13 protein-coding genes and 1 pseudogene are annotated in these 15,895 nt (G+C 73.5%); 8 read left to right on the top strand and 6 right to left on the bottom strand.

The features are described from left to right. Positions 1–19: 19 nt before the first annotated feature. Entirely contained in the window at positions 20–796 is a 777-nt protein-coding gene (locus tag ACIPXM_RS29865; RefSeq protein ID WP_401661806.1) for a GNAT family N-acetyltransferase, read from the bottom strand. A 56-nt stretch (positions 797–852) separates the two neighbouring features. Further along, entirely contained in the window at positions 853–1,728 is an 876-nt protein-coding gene (locus tag ACIPXM_RS29860) for an SDR family NAD(P)-dependent oxidoreductase (protein ID WP_401661803.1), read from the bottom strand. Between the two features lie 514 nt (positions 1,729–2,242). Here ACIPXM_RS29860 and ACIPXM_RS29855 point away from each other — a divergent pair. From ACIPXM_RS29855 to ACIPXM_RS29825, 7 genes and pseudogenes are all read left to right on the top strand, one after another. Continuing rightward, positions 2,243–2,371, top strand: a complete 129-nt coding sequence (locus tag ACIPXM_RS29855; protein WP_401661801.1) for a hypothetical protein — start codon at positions 2,243–2,245, stop codon at positions 2,369–2,371. Then, a complete protein-coding gene (gene kdpF / locus ACIPXM_RS29850; protein WP_401661798.1) occupies positions 2,368–2,457 on the top strand; it encodes a K(+)-transporting ATPase subunit F in 90 nt (29 codons plus the stop codon). The genes ACIPXM_RS29855 and kdpF overlap by 4 nt, the downstream gene beginning before the upstream one ends. An 8-nt stretch (positions 2,458–2,465) precedes the next feature. Beyond that, entirely contained in the window at positions 2,466–4,130 is a 1,665-nt protein-coding gene (gene kdpA, locus ACIPXM_RS29845) for a potassium-transporting ATPase subunit KdpA (RefSeq protein WP_401661796.1), read from the top strand. After that, complete coding sequence (kdpB, locus tag ACIPXM_RS29840; RefSeq protein WP_401661793.1) at positions 4,127–6,241, top strand: potassium-transporting ATPase subunit KdpB; 2,115 nt, start codon at positions 4,127–4,129, stop codon at positions 6,239–6,241. The genes kdpA and kdpB overlap by 4 nt, the downstream gene beginning before the upstream one ends. A gap of 21 nt (positions 6,242–6,262) precedes the next feature. Next, complete coding sequence (locus ACIPXM_RS29835) at positions 6,263–6,937, top strand: potassium-transporting ATPase subunit C (RefSeq protein WP_401661790.1); 675 nt, start codon at positions 6,263–6,265, stop codon at positions 6,935–6,937. Positions 6,938–7,073: 136 nt separating this feature from the next. Next, positions 7,074–7,769 (top strand): annotated as a pseudogene (locus ACIPXM_RS29830) (response regulator); the annotation flags it as partial. 121 nt (positions 7,770–7,890) lie between these two features. Next, positions 7,891–10,530, top strand: a complete 2,640-nt coding sequence (locus ACIPXM_RS29825; protein WP_401661787.1) for an ATP-binding protein — start codon at positions 7,891–7,893, stop codon at positions 10,528–10,530. A 74-nt stretch (positions 10,531–10,604) separates the two neighbouring features. On the opposite strand, the gene ACIPXM_RS29820 is transcribed toward ACIPXM_RS29825, so the two are convergent. Both ACIPXM_RS29820 and ACIPXM_RS29815 read right to left on the bottom strand, forming a co-directional pair. Next, positions 10,605–12,113, bottom strand: coding sequence for a DHA2 family efflux MFS transporter permease subunit (locus ACIPXM_RS29820; RefSeq protein ID WP_401661784.1), 1,509 nt, complete (start codon positions 12,111–12,113; stop codon positions 10,605–10,607). 13 nt (positions 12,114–12,126) lie between these two features. Beyond that, the gene (locus ACIPXM_RS29815) at positions 12,127–12,795 is read right to left on the bottom strand and encodes an NADPH-dependent FMN reductase (protein WP_401661781.1); all 669 of its coding nucleotides are present in this window, start codon (positions 12,793–12,795) and stop codon (positions 12,127–12,129) included. 128 nt (positions 12,796–12,923) lie between these two features. On the opposite strand from ACIPXM_RS29815, the gene ACIPXM_RS29810 reads away from it, so the two are divergent. Continuing rightward, positions 12,924–13,625 carry a TetR/AcrR family transcriptional regulator gene (locus ACIPXM_RS29810; RefSeq protein WP_401661778.1) on the top strand — a complete coding sequence of 234 codons (702 nt, stop codon included), beginning with the start codon at positions 12,924–12,926 and terminating at the stop codon, positions 13,623–13,625. Here the strand turns inward: ACIPXM_RS29810 and ACIPXM_RS29805 are convergent. Together ACIPXM_RS29805 and ACIPXM_RS29800 are read right to left on the bottom strand one after the other, a co-directional pair. Continuing rightward, positions 13,601–14,539, bottom strand: a complete 939-nt coding sequence (locus tag ACIPXM_RS29805; RefSeq protein WP_401661776.1) for an L-threonylcarbamoyladenylate synthase — start codon at positions 14,537–14,539, stop codon at positions 13,601–13,603. The genes ACIPXM_RS29810 and ACIPXM_RS29805 overlap by 25 nt on opposite strands. 52 nt (positions 14,540–14,591) lie before the next feature. Continuing rightward, the gene (locus ACIPXM_RS29800) at positions 14,592–15,677 is read right to left on the bottom strand and encodes a serine hydrolase domain-containing protein (protein ID WP_401661773.1); all 1,086 of its coding nucleotides are present in this window, start codon (positions 15,675–15,677) and stop codon (positions 14,592–14,594) included. Positions 15,678–15,895 lie beyond the last annotated feature (218 nt).

Genomic DNA, 15,895 nt, shown 5'->3' with positions numbered 1-15,895 from the left:
TGCCCTCCATATGCACCGTTTACGCCGCGTACGGCAACCTTGACGCCCGGCTGACGGGCCCCGTCACGTAGTGCGTGTACTCACGGGCGAGCCGGAATCCGGCCGTCCAGGCGAGCAGCCTGCTGGGCCGGTTGTCGCGGGAGCAGCACCAGCTGGCGGTCCTGCCACGGGCCCGGATGTCGGCGGTGAGGCCGACGACGCAGGCGAGCGCGAGACGGCGGCGGCGCTCCGCGGGATGGGTCACGCAGGCCACGTCCTCGTACGCGCTGCCGGTGAACCGGCCGCAGGCGAGGGCGAGGACCCGCCCCTTGTGGAAGGCGCCCCAGGCGTGCCCGGACCCGGCGAGCCCGGCCGGGCCGCCCCAGCTGGCGTGGATCCAGGCCATGCCGGGGTCGAGGGCGCCGAGCGCGGGCGCGTCGGCGGCCTCGACGGGCCGTACGGTCACGCCCCACGGCGGGGCGGGCGCGGTGGCCTCGACCCGCTGCACGTACAGCATCCGTTCCCACGGGGTCAGCCGTGGGAACGCGGCGCCGAGCGCGGGCAGGAAACGGTCGGCGGCCTCCACGCACTGCCCGGCGAACGGGGCGAGCGCGCCGGGGACGATCGCCGTCGGGTCGCCCGCGAGCAGGGTGTGTCCCGCGCAGGAGACGGCGACGACGCGGGGGCGTTCGGCCCGGTCGCTCCACCAGTGGCCGTGCCCGGTGCCGAGCACGTGCTCGGCGAGGGCGGCGGTGCCGGCGGCGGCGGGGAACACCCGGGCGGGGGCGGGCGGTTGGTCGGCGGGGTGCTGGATCATCAGGGTCTCCGGGGCGACGGGGGTCTGGGCCGTGCTGGGCTCTCGGGACGGGTGGCTCAGGTGGTGGTGCCGACCAGGACGTCGGCGAGCCGGGCGAGGCGCCTGACCGTGCGCTCCTCGGTCGCCGCCGCGGCCGGGGCGACCCGCCGGTCGCGGTCGTAGTAGGCGCCGTTGACGATCTCGACGGCCGGGTCGCAGAGCCGTACGACGTGGGCGGCGCCCTCGGCCGGGGCGGTGCCCTCGTGCGCGTACAGCGGCAGCAGGCTGGTCGCGCAGATGCCGGGGTGCACGGAGACGGCGGTGACGCGCGGGTCGGCGGCGAACACGGTCAGGGCCAGCTGCGACTGGGCGTAGGCGGCGAGCCGCGAGTAGCGGCGGGCGCGCTGGGGGTCGGCCCACTGGATGGAACCGGACCGGTGCAGCGAGGAGGACACGTTGACGACCCGGCCGCCCCGGTCGCCGGAAAGGGCGGGCTCCAGGAGGTGGGTGAGCAGGTAGTGGGCGAGGAAGTTGACCTGGAAGGCGATCTCGTTGCCGTCGGCGGTGACCGTGTGCCGCTCGGGCGCGGCCATGCCCGCGTTGTTCACGAGCACGTCCAGGCGGGGGTGGTCGGCGATGACCCGGACGGCGAGCCGTTCGACCTCTTCCAGGCGGGTGAAGTCGGCCCCGTACCCGCACAGCCGCTCGGCGGGCACCCCGGCGAGCGTGACGAGCCGGTCGACGGCCGCGTGCGCCTCCTCGGTGGTGCGGCCGTGCACGAGGACGGTCGCCCCGCGCTCGGCGAGCAGCCGCGCGGTCTGGTGGCCGATGCCGGACGTGGCACCGGTGACGAGGACGGTACGGCCGCCCAGGTCCGACGCGGGCGGCAGCGGCGCGGACGCCGACGTGGACGCGGAAGCGGACGACGGCAGGGCGGACGGGAGTACGGACATGGCTCCTCCAGGGAGCGGTGGGGCGGTGGGAAGGCCGGGCCGAGGGCCGAGGCCGGAAGGTGGTGCGGAGAAGCCGAAGGGGCGCCGGACCTCGATGGTCACGGCGCCCCGTACGGCGGAGTGCGGGCGGACGTCAGCGCGGGGCGGACGCGCCCGGGCAGCGGGGCGTGCGACACGGCGACGCCTGATGAGGCGGCCGGTCGAGCAGGAGCCACGCGCTGTTCACATCGCTGATCGAACCCCGGTCCTGGGCCCCCGGCAAGATCCTCGGGCTTTCCCTGATGCCGCCCTGATGCCGCCCTGATGTCGTCCTGACACCGCTCTCACACCGCTCGCGCACCGCTCTGACACCGCTCTGACGACGGGGTGCGGCCCCGGTCGGCCGCCCGCTCCCGCCCCCCTCGCGGGGTCCCGGTCCCTCACTGGCCGGATCCGGCGTAGAGGAAGCGTCAAGACGGATCCCTCCGGCGTTAGGGGAGCGTCAACGGCGGCGGTGACCTGGCCGGAAAGCGGTTTGCTCGATCACGTCAGAGAATCCGCTCGTTGTCAGGAGCTCACGATGGCCGACGTGGCCTTCGTCGTCACCACGATCGCGATCTTCGCGCTGGTGGCCTTCATCGCCAAGGGGGTGGCGAAGCTGTGAACGCAGAGAACATCGTCGGCCTCGTCGTGGCCGTCGCCCTCCTCGGGTACCTCGTCCTCGCCCTCCTCAAGCCGGAGAGGTTCTGAGCCCCGACATGAGTCCCGTCCTCGCCGGCGCCCTTCAGCTCCTCGCCCTCGTCGTCGCCCTCGGCCTGTCGTACCGGCCGCTCGGTGACCACATGGCGAAGGTCTACTCCTCGGAGAAGCACTACAAGCCCGAGAAGTGGATCTACAAGGCGATCGGCGCCAACCCCGACACCGAGATGCGGTGGCCCGCCTATCTGCGCGGGGTGCTCGCCTTCTCCGTGGCCGGCGTCCTCTTCCTCTATCTGCTCCAGCGCGTCCAGGGTTCGCTGCCCGGCTCGCTCGGCTTCGTCTCGATCGACCCGGACCAGGCGTTCAACACCGCCGCGTCCTTCGTCGCCAACACCAACTGGCAGTCGTACTACGGCGAGCAGGCCATGGGCCACGTCGTGCAGACCGGCGGCCTCGCGGTGCAGAACTTCGTCTCGGCGGCCGTCGGCATCGCCGTCGCCGTCGCGCTCGTCCGCGGCTTCGCCCGGTCCCGTACCGGCGAACTCGGCAACTTCTGGGCCGACCTGGTCCGCGGCTGCCTGCGGATCCTGCTGCCGATCTCGGTGGTCGGCGCGCTCGTCCTGGTCGCCTGCGGCGCCATCCAGAACTTCGCCGGGATCCACGAGGTCGGCCAGTTCATGGGCGGCACCCAGCAGTGGAACGGCGGCGCCGTCGCCTCCCAGGAGGTCATCAAGGAGCTGGGCACCAACGGCGGCGGTTACTTCAACGCCAACTCGGCCCACCCCTTCGAGAACCCCAACGGGCTCTCCAACCTCTTCGAGATCTATCTGATCCTGGTCATCCCCTTCGCGCTCACCCGCACCTTCGGCCGCATGGTCGGCTCGCTCAAGCAGGGGTACGCGATCCTCGCCACGATGGTCACCATCTGGCTGGCCTTCACCGCCCTGATGATGTGGACCGAGTTCGCGGGCAAGGGCCCGGCGTTCGAGCTCGCGGGCGGCGCGATGGAGGGCAAGGAGACCCGCTTCGGCATCGGCGCGTCCGCGATCTTCTCGGTCGCCACCACGCTGACCTCGACCGGCGCGGTGAACTCCTTCCACTCCTCCAACACGGCCTTCGGCGGCGGCATCGACCTGCTCGGGATGCAGCTCGGCGAGATCGCGCCCGGCGGCGTCGGCTCCGGCCTCTACGGCATGCTGATCATGGCGGTCATCGCCGTGTTCATCGCCGGTCTGATGGTCGGCCGCACCCCGGAGTACCTGGGCAAGAAGATCGGCACGCGGGAGATCAAGTTCGCCGCCTGCTACATCCTGGTCACCCCGGCGCTCGTGCTCTGCTTCACCGCGGCCTCGTTCATGCTGGACACCCCGGCGCACTCGATGACCAACTCCGGCGCGCACGGCTTCTCCGAGATCCTGTACGCCTACACCTCGGGCGCCAACAACAACGGCTCCGCCTTCGCCGGGCTGAACGCCGACACCCAGTGGTTCAACTCGACGATCGGCATCGCGATGCTGCTCGGCCGGTTCCTGCCCATGGTGTTCGTGCTCGCGCTGGCCGGCTCGCTCGCCGAGCAGAAGCCCGTCCCCGAGACCGCGGGCACCCTGCGCACCGAGAAGCCGCTGTTCACCGGCCTCCTCGTCGGCACCATCCTGATCATCACCGGTCTCACCTACTTCCCGGCCCTGGCCCTTGGCCCGCTCGCCGAAGGACTCGCAGCATGAGCACCCTCACTCCCACCCGGGCGCCCCACCCGGACGCACCCACGGGGCACGAGCCCGAGGCGGCCACCCGCGTCGGCGGCGGACTGTTCGACCCGAAGCAGCTGGTCAAGTCGCTGCCGGACGCCCTGCGCAAGCTCGATCCGCGCGTGATGGTCAAGTCGCCGGTGATGTTCGTGGTGCTGGTGGGTTCGGTGGTCACCACCGGGCTCGCGATCAAGAACCCGGGCGACTGGTTCGGCTGGGCGATCACCGTCTGGCTGTGGCTCACCACGATCTTCGCCAACCTGGCGGAGGCCGTCGCCGAGGGCCGCGGCAAGGCGCAGGCCGACACCCTGCGCAAGGCCAAGACCGACACCGTCGCCCGCCGCCTCACGAAGGACGGCGAGGGCGAGGAGCAGGTGCCCGGCACCGAGCTGCGGATCGGCGACCTGGTGGTCTGCGAGGCCGGGGACGTCATCCCCGGCGACGGCGACGTCGTCGAGGGCGTGGCCTCCGTCGACGAGTCCGCCATCACCGGCGAGTCCGCGCCGGTCATCCGCGAGTCCGGCGGCGACCGTTCGGCCGTCACCGGCGGTACGAAGGTGCTGTCCGACCGGATCGTCATCAAGATCACGACGAAGCCCGGCGAGACCTTCATCGACCGGATGATCAACCTGGTCGAGGGCGCCGCCCGGCAGAAGACCCCCAACGAGATCGCCCTCAACATCCTGCTGGCGTCCCTCACCATCGTCTTCCTGCTGGCCGTCGTCACCCTGAAGCCCTTCGCGATCTACGCGGGCGCCGACAAGCAGACCTCGATGATCGTGCTGACCGCGCTGCTCGTCTGCCTGATCCCGACCACCATCGGCGCCCTGCTCTCCGCCATCGGCATCGCGGGCATGGACCGGCTGGTGCAGCGCAACGTCCTCGCGATGTCCGGCCGCGCCGTCGAGGCCGCCGGTGACGTCTCCACCCTGCTGCTCGACAAGACCGGCACCATCACCCTCGGCAACCGCCAGGCCGCCGAGTTCGTGCCGGTCAAGGGCACCACGGCGGCCGAACTCGCCGACGCCGCCCAGCTGTCCTCGCTGGCCGACGAGACCCCCGAGGGCCGCTCGGTCGTCGTCCTCGCCAAGGAGAAGTACGGGCTGCGCGAGCGCCACCAGGGCGAACTCGCCCACGCCCACTGGATCGAGTTCACCGCCCAGACCCGGATGTCGGGCGTGGACGTGGACGGCAAGCAGACCCGCAAGGGCGCCACCGGTTCCGTCATCACCTGGGTCGAGGAGCAGGGCGGCACGGTCGCCCCCGACGCCCGGGAGCTGACCGACACGATCTCCCAGGCGGGCGGCACCCCGCTGCTCGTCGCCGTCAAGGACGGCAAGGGGGCCCGGGTCCTCGGCGTCATCCACCTCAAGGACGTCGTCAAGGAGGGCATGCGCGAGCGGTTCGAGGAACTGCGCCGCATGGGCATCAGGACGGTCATGATCACGGGCGACAACCCGCTGACCGCCAAGGCCATCGCCGAGGAGGCGGGCGTCGACGACTTCCTCGCCGAGGCCACCCCCGAGGACAAGATGGCCCTCATCAAGCGCGAGCAGGCGGGCGGCAAGCTGGTCGCGATGACCGGCGACGGGACCAACGACGCCCCGGCGCTCGCCCAGGCCGACGTCGGCGTGGCGATGAACACGGGCACGTCGGCCGCCAAGGAGGCCGGCAACATGGTCGACCTCGACTCCAACCCGACCAAGCTCATCGAGATCGTCGAGATCGGCAAGCAACTCCTCATCACCCGAGGGGCCCTGACCACCTTCTCGATCGCCAACGACGTGGCGAAGTACTTCGCGATCATCCCCGCGATGTTCGCCGTCGCCTACCCGGGCCTGGACACCCTCAACATCATGCGGCTGGCCTCGCCCGAGTCCGCGATCCTGTCCGCCGTCGTCTTCAACGCGCTGATCATCGTCGCGCTCGTGCCGCTCGCCCTCAAGGGCGTGCGCTACCGCCCGAGCAGCGCCGACAAGATGCTCCGCCGCAACCTCGCGGTGTACGGCCTCGGCGGCCTGATCGCCCCGTTCGTCGGCATCAAGATCATCGACCTGCTCCTCTCCCTCATCCCCGGCCTGAGCTGACCCGGAAAGCTGCTGACGACCATGAACAACTCTGTGGGAAACGCCGGACGACTGCTCGGCGCCGGCCTGCGCGCCCTGCTCGTCCTCACCGTGGTGCTCGGCGTGCTCTACCCGCTCGCCGTCACCGGCCTCGCCCAACTCGCCTTCCCCGGCAGGGCCAACGGCTCCGAGGTCAAGGACGCGAGCGGCCAGGTCGTCGGCTCCGAGCTCATCGGCCAGCGCTACGACCTGCCCCTGAAGGACGGCCAGGAGACGCCGAGCCCGGACCTCAAGTGGTTCCAGCCGCGCCCCTCCAACGGCCTCGGCGCCAACTCGGTCAACACCCAGTACAAGATCATCCTGTCCGGCGCCACCAACCGCTCCGGCGACAACGCCGACCTGATCAAGTGGGTCACCGACGCCAAGGCCGCCGTCGTCAAGGACAACTCCACCGCCGGGTACACCGTGCGGCCGTCGGACGTCCCCGCCGACGCCGTCACCTCCTCCGGCTCCGGCCTCGACCCGCACATCTCCCCGGCGTACGCGAAGCTCCAGGTCCACCGGATCGCCGAGCGCAACGGGCTGACCGTCGCCCAGGTGGAGCAGCTGGTCGCCGACCACACCGACGGCCGGATCCTCGGCTTCGTCGGCGAGCCCCGGGTCAACGTCCTCCAGCTCAACCTCGCCCTGAAGAACCTCGTGGCGGCGAAGGGCTGATGGCCTTACGGCACCCGCTGGACGAGTCCAGGGGGCACGGGAGCCGGCGGACCGGGAACGCCCCGGCCGCCGGCTCCCGGCACGCACCCGACGCCATGCCCGCGACGGGCGACGAAGGAAGGAAGGCGGAAAGCCGATGACCCGGGTACTGGTCGTGGAGGACGACCCCCGACTGGCGCGGGCGCTGGTCATCAACCTCCAGGCACGGTCGTACGAGGTCGACGCCGCGCCCGACGGGGCGACCGCCCTGCGGCTGGCCGCCGACCGCCGCCCCGACGTCGTGCTGCTCGACCTCGGGCTGCCCGACATGGACGGCACCGACGTCATCACCGGACTGCGCGGCTGGAGCCGGGTCCCCGTCCTGGTGCTCTCCGCCCGCGCCGCCTCCGAGGAGAAGGTCCGGGCCCTCGACGCGGGCGCGGACGACTACATGACCAAGCCCTTCAGCATGGACGAACTCCTCGCCCGGCTCAGGGCCGCCGCCCGCCGCCGCGAGACCGGCACCGGCACCGGCACGGGTACGGGCACCGAGATCACCGTCGTCGAGACGCCGGACTTCACCGTCGACCTGGTCGCGAAGCGGGTCCGCCGCGACGGCCGCGACGTGCGCCTCACCCCGACCGAATGGCACCTCCTCGACATCCTGGTCCGCCACCCCGGACACCTCGTCGCCGGGCGCCACCTCCTGGCGGAGGTGTGGGGCCCGGGCTACCGCGGCAACAGCAACTACCTGCGCGTGTACATGGCCCAGCTGCGCCGCAAACTGGAGCCGGACCCCTCGCACCCGCGCTACCTCGTCACCGAACCCGGCATGGGCTACCGCTTCGAGCAGCCCGAGCAGCCCGAGCAGCCCGAGCAGCCGGAGCAGTCGGAGCGGTCGGAGCGGTCGGAGCAGCCTGATCGGCCTGATCGGCCTGATCGGCCTGATCGGCCTGATCGGCCCGAGGCCGCCCGTGGCTAGGCGCGGGACGCTCCGGATCTATCTCGGTGCCGCGCCCGGCGTCGGCAAGACGTACGCGATGCTCTCCGAGGGCCACCGCAGGGTCGAGCGGGGCACGGACGTCGTCGTCGCGTTCGTCGAGCACCACCACCGCCCCCGTACCGAGGTGATGCTGCACGGCCTGGAGGTCGTACCGCGCCGCGAGATCGCGTACCGGGACACCGTCTTCACCGAGATGGACGTCGACGCCGTTCTGGCCCGCCGCCCCGCCGTCGCCCTCGTGGACGAGCTCCCGCACACCAACGTGCCGGGCTCGCGGCACGCGAAGCGCTGGCAGGACGTGGAGGAGCTGCTCGCCGCCGGGATCGATGTCGTCTCGACCGTCAACATCCAGCACCTGGAGTCGCTCGGCGACGTCGTCGAGTCCATCACCGGCGTCCGGCAGCGCGAGACCGTGCCCGACGAAGTGGTGCGCCGCGCCGACCAGATCGAGCTCGTCGACATGTCGCCGCAGGCCCTGCGCCGCCGCATGGCGCACGGCAACATCTACCAGCCCGACAAGGTCGACGCCGCCCTCGCCAACTACTTCCGCCCCGGCAACCTCACCGCGCTGCGCGAGCTGGCGCTGCTGTGGACCGCCGACCGCGTCGACGACCACCTCAACGCCTACCGCAGCGAGCACCGGGTCTCGGCCATCTGGGCCTCGCGCGAGCGGATCGTCGTCGGCATCACCGGCGGCCCCGAGGGCCACACCCTGATCCGGCGGGCCGCCCGGCTCGCCGAGAAGGGCGCGGGCGGCGAGGTGCTCGCCGTGTACGTCTCCCGCAGCGACGGCCTCACCTCGGCCTCGCCCAAGGAACTCGCCGTCCAGCGCACCCTGGTGGAGGACCTCGGCGGCACCTTCCACCATGTCGTCGGCGACGACGTGCCCACCGCGCTGCTGTCGTTCGCGCGGGGCGTCAACGCCACCCAGATCGTGCTCGGCGTCAGCCGCCGCAGGACCTGGCAGTCGCTGCTCACCCCCGGCGTCAGCGCCACCGTGGCCCGCGAGTCGGGCCCCGACCTCGACGTCCACATCGTCACCCACGACGCCATGGCCAAGGGCCGCGGCCTGCCCGGCGTCCGGGGCGGTCGGCTCAGCCGGGTCCGGATCGCCTGGGGCTGGCTGATCGGCGTCGTCGGCCCGCTGCCGCTCGCGCTGCTGCTCGGCACGGTCGCCCCCGGCATGGGCCTCGCCAACGACATGCTGCTGTTCCTCGCCCTGACGGTGGCGGCGGCACTGGTCGGCGGACTCCTCCCGGCGCTCGCCTCGGCGGCCGTCGGCTCGCTCGTCCTCAACTGGTTCTTCACCCCGCCGATCGGGCGGCTCACCATCGCCGACCCGGAGAACGTGGTCGCCCTCGCCATATTCGCCGGCGTCGGCGCGTCCGTCGCCTCCGTGGTCAGCCTGGCCGCCCGCCGCACCCACCAGGCCGCCCGGCTGCGCGCGGAGGCGGAGACCCTGTCCTTCCTCGCGGGCAGCGTGCTGCGCGGCGAGACCGGGCTCGACGCCCTGCTCGAACGGGTCAGGGAGACCTTCGCGATGGACTCCGTCGCCCTCCTGGAGCGGGCCGCCGACGGCGGTCCGTGGAGCTGTACGGCGAGCGTGGGCGCCGCCGCCCCGGTGGCCAGGCCCGAGGACGCCGACGTCGGCCTGCCGGTCGGCGACCGGCTCGCGCTCGCCCTCACCGGCCGGGTGCTGCCCGCCGAGGACCGCCGGGTGCTCGGTGCCTTCGCCGCCCAGGCGGCCGTGGTCCTGGAGCGGCAACGCCTGGTCGGCGCGGCCGGGGAGGCCCGCAAGCTCGCCGAGGGCAACAAGATCCGCACCGCCCTGCTGGCCGCCGTCAGCCACGACCTGCGCACCCCGCTGGCCAGCATCAAGGCATCCGTCAGCTCGCTCCGCTCCGACGACGTCGAATGGTCCGACGAGGACCGGGAACTCCTCCTGGAGGGCATCGAGGAGGGCGCCGACCGGCTCGACCACCTGGTGGGCAACCTGCTCGACATGTCCCGGCTCGACACCGGCACGGTCACCCCGGTGATCCGTGAGACCGACCTGGACGAGGTGGTGCCGAGGGCGCTCGGCGGGGTGCCCGAGGGCAGCGTGGTCCTGGACATCCCGGAGACCCTGCCGATGGTCGCCGTCGACCGGGGCCTCCTGGAGCGGGCCGTCGCCAACATCGTCGAGAACGCGGTCAAGTACAGCCCCGCCGCCGTCCCGGTGCTCGTCTCGGCGGGCGCCCTCGCGGGCGAGGTGCAGATCCGGGTCGTCGACCGGGGCCCGGGCGTCCCCGACGAGGCGAAGGACCGCATCTTCGCGCCCTTCCAGCGGTACGGCGACGCCCCGCGCGGCGCGGGCGTGGGCCTCGGCCTCGCGGTCGCCCGCGGCTTCGTGGAGGCGATGGGCGGCACCATCACCGCCGAGGACACCCCCGGCGGCGGCCTCTCGATGGCGATCACCCTGCCCCGCACCCCGGCCCCTTCACCCGAGCCCCCGGCCCCGGACACGGCCACTTCGCCCCCGGCCCCGGACACGGCCACTTCGCCCACGGACACGGACACGGACACTTCGCCCACGGACACGGCCCCGGACCCCGCGCCGTCGAGCGCGTAGGGCCGGGGCCGTCGGGGGCGGTCGGCATGATCGGGGGCGGGTCGGGCCTCCGGTCGCCGGTCGCCGGTTGCCGGTCAGGCGGCGGTACGGGCCGGGCGGCCCGGCAGGAACAGCGCGGGCACGACCGCCAGGGCGAGCAGCAGGGCGGCGACCCCGTACCCGAGCCGGAAGCCCTCGGGGCCGGTGCCCGCGGCGGCGAGCAGCACCGAGCACAGGGCCGTGCCGACCGAGGCGCCGACCTGCGAGGTGATGCTCAGCGCGGTGCTCGCCGAGGGCAGCCGCTCCTTGGCCAGGTTCCGGCTCGCGGTCGTCATCGTCGGCATCATCACCATGCCGACGCCCACGCCCATCACCAGGGCCGCGCCCACCACCCGCCACGGCGCCACGTCGGGCGTGCCGGTCTGCAGCGCGCCCAGGCCCATGCCGAGCGCGGCGAGCAGCACCCCGGCCGGGATCAGTCGGCGCGGCGAGCTGGTGTCGATCCGGCGGGCGGCGATCTGCATGGTGGTGCCGACCACCAGACCGATCGGCGCGGAGAGCAGTCCCGCGGTGCTCGCGGTGAACCCGCGCGCCTCCTGCCAGTACACCGGGCCGAGCAGCATCGAGCCGAAGTAGCCGCAGGTGAACAGGGCGAGGGTGCCGATGCCCGCGGCGAACGTGCGGTCGCGCAGCAGCCGCAGGTCGAGCAGCGGCTCACGGGCTGTCAGGGCCCGCCGGACGAACCCGGCGACGAGCAGCAGGCCCGCCACCGTCGGCAGCAGCGCCCCGGGCGCCGTGAACCCCTCGCCGGGGCCGCCGCCCGCGCCCTCGCCGCCGCGCGCCAGGCCGTACAGGAGCAGGGCGAGGCCGGGGGAGAGCATCAGCAGTCCCGGCACGTCGAGGCGCGGGGCCGGGCCGCCGGGGCGCGGGGCGTCCGGGCGGAGCAGCCGCCAGGCGAGCAGCAGCGCGAGTCCGCCGAGCGGCAGGTTGACCAGGAAGATCCAGTGCCAGGACGCGACGTCGACGAGCCAGCCGCCGAGGGTGGGCCCGAGCACCGGGCCGATCAGGACGGGCAGTCCGCCGACGGCCATGGCCCGCCCCATCCGGGCCGGGTCGGCGGCCCGCATGGTCATCGTCATGCCGACCGGCATGAGCAGTCCGCCGCCGAGCCCCTGCACGGCCCGGAAGGCGATGAGGCTGGTCGCGTCCCAGGCGAGCGCGGCGAGCAGCGAGCCGAGGGTGAACAGGACGAGCGCGGTGAGGTACGTGCGCTTGGCGCCGATCCGGCTCATCGCCCAGGCGGCGGTGGGGATCACGGCGGCGAGCGCGAGGGTGTAGGCGGTCGCGGTCCACTGGATGGTGGTCAGCGGCGCCTGGAAGGCGTCGGAGAGGCTGCGCAGGGCGACATTGACGATGGTCATGTCGAGGACGGACATCATCGAGCCGAGCACGACGACGGTGAGGACGGCGCCGAGGGGTGTGGCGGAGCTTTTCGCGCCGGGCCCGGTGGCGGGGGTTGCGGTGGTGGGGCTTGCGGTGGCGGGGCTTCCGGGGGCGGCGGTGGCCGCGGTCTCCCGGGTGGCGCGGTGCGGGGCGGTGGTCATGACGGAGTTCCCCTCAGCCCTGGTACGGCAGGGTGGTCCGGGCGTCGCGCAGCACCCGTCCCCACCACAGGAGCTGGCCCAGCATCCCCTTGGCCGCGCCCTCGGCGACCGCCCGGTCCCGCGGCCGGCCGGCCTCGTCGAGCCCGGACCAGGGGCCGTGCAGGCTGACCGAGTCGCGCACGGTGGTCGCGTGCAGCTCGGCGAAGACCAGCCGGAGCTGCTCCACCGCGCGCAGGCCGCCGCCGAGACCGCCGTACGAGACGAAGCCGACGGGCTTGGCGTGCCACTCGGCGCGGTGCCAGTCGAGGAGGTTCTTCAGGACGGCCGGGAAGCTGTGGTTGTACTCGGGCGTGATGACTATGAAGGCGTCGGCGGCGGCGAGCCGCGGCGAGACCTCGGCGAGCGCGGCGGTGGCGCGCGGGTCGGGGGTGCCGCCCCAGCCGGGCATGACCAGCGGCAGGTCGACGTCGGCGAGGTCGATCACGTCGAGCGCGAGGCCGCCGTGCCGGTCCGCGAGTCCGGTGAACCAGTCGGTGACGGCGGTGGCCTGGCGCCCTTCGCGGACGCTGCCGACGAGGACGGCGACGCGCAGCGGCGCCCCGGCGGCCGTGGCGGTGTCGCTCGTGGCCTCGGCCGTCGTGTCGGTGCTCGTGGCGGTGGTCGCGGTGCTGCTCGCGGACATGGCGGATCCCCCTCAGGAAGGGGCCGGGACGCCCGGTGCGTCCGGCCCGGGCAACAAAGTACAACGCTCGTTGTAGAAAGTGCAACGTGCGTTGTACTTCGAGGGGTGCGGGGACGTAGGCTGCGGTCATGAGCAGCCTCACCAACGACTCCTGGATGGAGCGGGCCCGCCGCGAGGTCCCGCCCCGCAAGCTGGCGAAACAGCTCGCGATCGTCCGCGCCGCATGCGGGGTCTTCGGCCGCGAGGGCTACACCCGCGCCCCGGTCGACGCCATCGCCGCGGCCGCCGGTGTCTCCACCCGCACGCTCTACAACCACTTCCCCGGCGGCAAGGCCCTGGTCTTCCGCACGGTCATCACCTGGACCGCGAACGAGGTGCGCGAGGCGCAACTGGAGCGGCTGCGCGCCGTCCTGGACCCCGAACGGCCACCGCACCCGGACACCCTGGAACGCGATCTGGTCGCGCTCGCCCGGGCGTTCGCGGCCCTGGTCGCCGACTACCCGGACCACTTCGCGCTCGTCCGGCACATCCACGCCGAGGTCGAGCACCTGCCGGAGGAGACCCTCACCGCCTGGCAGGAGGCCGGACCGCTCCCGGTCGCCACCGCGCTCACCGCCGCCTTCGCCGAGCTGGAGAAGGGCGACGGACTGCTCGACCTGCACGGCGACCCGGCGCTCGCCGCCGTCCACTTCGTCGCCCTGACCTCGGCGACCATCGTCCAGCGCTCCCACTACGGGGTGCGGCCGCTGCCCGAGGCCGAGAACGACCGGCTGCTGCGCGGCGGCGTCGCCGCCTTCCTGCGCGCCTACCGCCGCACGGGGGGCAGATAGACCCGGGGCGCGGGCGGCGGGGTGCCGTCCGCCGCCGGGGCGAGCGTGACGGCGAAGCCGTGGTTGGCGGCGACCGAGCGCACGTACGCGGCGGACAGCGAACCCTGCCGCTCAAGAGTCAGCGCGGGCAGCCCCGACCGGCCCCGCCCGGCCGCCCGGTCGAAGGACAGGATGCTCACCGACACGGGCGCGTGGTGCGGATGGCGCCGCCGCGCCGCCTCGTCGTCCGGGTGCGCGAGGACCCGGACACCGGGCTCCGCGTGGAAGTCGCGCAGCGCGGCCCCGCCGCGCCAGTGCGGGAGTTCGCCCGGGCGGTTCGCCGAGGTGACGAAGAGGTACGCGGCGCCGGTACGGTCCAGGGCGGCGGCCAGGAACGCGTTGGACGGGCAGTGCCGGCCGGGCGCGACCACCTGCACCGACCGCCCGCCGGACCCGGACGGGGATCCGGCGGGTGTTCCCTGGCCCGCTCCCGGTGCCGTCAGATGCTCCGGTACGGCCGGGGCGGCCGGGCCGCGGAAGCCGAACGGGCCGAGCTCGTACAGCTCCGCCATCAGCGACCAGATCTGGCGGCGCGGCAGTTCGGCGGGCAGCCGGGTCCAGTCGAAGAGCGCGGAGAGGCCGGACGGCACGGTGACGACGCTCCCGGTCCACCCGTCCGGGCGGCCCTTGAGCCGGTTGACCCGCGTCACGGTCTCCCGGTCGGCGCGCGCGGTCAGCGCGTAGAAGTTGGCGAACCCGTGCACCACCGCGCACCCCTCGGCGAGCGCGTCGGCGGCCCGCCGCACCGCCTCGGGATCCCCGAGGACCTCCGTCGCCCCGGTCGTCCCGCTGGTGACGGCCGTTCCGCCCGTCCCGGCCGCCTCGGTGAGCCCCGTCGCCGCCCCCGTCAGCAACGCCGTCCGCTCGTCTCCCACCGCGTACCTCCATTGATCGTTTACGGCGTGCAACGAGCCCGGCACCTTCCGGTCACCGTGCTCCGCCCCCGGTCGGGAACACCGCCGTGCGGAATGCGTCGCGCAGCCGGGTGACCGGACCCGTCTCGCGCGTGAAGTAGAGCTTGTTGGTGAGCAGCACCGCCCAACACCCGTGCGCGGGGCTGACCCACATACCGGTGCCGGTGAAGCCGTAGTGCACCCAGATGTCGTCGGCGGCCGTGGTGCCCGGCGCGAGATGCCAGAACAGGCCGCGGGGCGGATCGAGTCCACCGGTCCGCACGCGCAGCGAGTCCGCCACCCAGGCCGCGCCGAACGGTGCCGGGCCCTGAGCGGCCCCGAGCGGGTCGGGCGGTGCGGGCGGGGCGGGCAGCAGACGGCGCAGAAAGCGCCCGAGGTCGTCGGCGGTGGCGAAGGTCCCCGAGATCCCGCACGCCCCGCCCAGCAGCCGGGTCGAGAAGTCGTGCACGGTGCCGCGCAGATGACGGCCGGTCTCCTCGTCGTACTCGGTCGGCGCCGCCCGCGCCGCCAGCGGGCCGGTCAGCGGCCCGTACCGCGTCTCGGTCATCCCGAACGGGCCCCAGACCCACTCCTCGGCCAGTGCCCGCAGCGGCCTGCCGGTCAGGAACTCGGCGAGGTAGCCGAGGACGAGCGCGGCCCGGTCGGTGTACTCGACGGCCTCGCCGGGACGCCGCCGCAGCCGCTCGCGCAGCACCCCGTCCCGTACGTCCTGCGGATCCGTGCCGTACGAGGCACGGAGGTTGGCCCGCAGCGGCAGGCCCGCGGTGTGGGTGAGCAGCTGGAGCGGGGTGACGTCGCCCAGCGGATGCCCGGCGGCCTCCGGCCAGAAGCCGCCGAGCGGCGCGTCGAGCGTCAGCTTGCCGCGCGCCACGAGCGCCCCGATCACCGGCCACACCACGATCACCTTGGTGAGGCTCGCCAGGTCGAACAGCGTGTCGGGCGTGGCCGGTTCACCGCCCGGCGTCCGACTGCCCACGCCCCCGCCCGCCAGCCCGCCGGCCGCGTCGCCGACCGCCCAGACCGCGCCCGGGCACACCCGGGCCCGCACGCCGTCCTGGAGGAGCCGCTCGACCCGGGAGGCGGCGCGGGTGGTGTCCACAACGGCTGTGTACCCGCGCCACGCCCGTCCCGACCGCGGAGGCGGCCAGTCCGGCGGGAAGGTCTCGGGAGGGCCCGGGGAAGGCCGGGGGAACGGCGGGGGAACGCGGGACTCCGCTCGTTCTCCTGGCCCCTCGCGCCCTCGTGCCCGCGCACAATGCCCTCATGGACCCCGACAGGAACACCGCCCCTGTGGAATCGGAATCCGAACCGGCATCG

Source organism: Streptomyces sp. NPDC090025, assembly GCF_044748125.1.
Taxonomy (GTDB): Bacteria; Actinomycetota; Actinomycetes; order Streptomycetales; family Streptomycetaceae; genus Streptomyces.
This window is presented reverse-complemented; position numbering and strand designations above follow the sequence as displayed.

Excerpts from the sequence above, each read along its gene's own strand:
- ACIPXM_RS29815 (WP_401661781.1), bottom strand. The coding sequence starts at position 12,795 with ATGTCCGCGAGCAGCACCGCGACCACCGCCACGAGCACCGACACGACG.
- kdpB (WP_401661793.1), top strand. The coding sequence starts at position 4,127 with ATGAGCACCCTCACTCCCACCCGGGCGCCCCACCCGGACGCACCCACG.
- kdpA (WP_401661796.1), top strand. The coding sequence starts at position 2,466 with ATGAGTCCCGTCCTCGCCGGCGCCCTTCAGCTCCTCGCCCTCGTCGTC.
- ACIPXM_RS29820 (WP_401661784.1), bottom strand. The coding sequence starts at position 12,113 with ATGACCACCGCCCCGCACCGCGCCACCCGGGAGACCGCGGCCACCGCC.
- ACIPXM_RS29860 (WP_401661803.1), bottom strand. The coding sequence starts at position 1,728 with ATGTCCGTACTCCCGTCCGCCCTGCCGTCGTCCGCTTCCGCGTCCACG.
- ACIPXM_RS29810 (WP_401661778.1), top strand. The coding sequence starts at position 12,924 with ATGAGCAGCCTCACCAACGACTCCTGGATGGAGCGGGCCCGCCGCGAG.
- ACIPXM_RS29835 (WP_401661790.1), top strand. The coding sequence starts at position 6,263 with ATGAACAACTCTGTGGGAAACGCCGGACGACTGCTCGGCGCCGGCCTG.
- ACIPXM_RS29865 (WP_401661806.1), bottom strand. The coding sequence starts at position 796 with ATGATCCAGCACCCCGCCGACCAACCGCCCGCCCCCGCCCGGGTGTTC.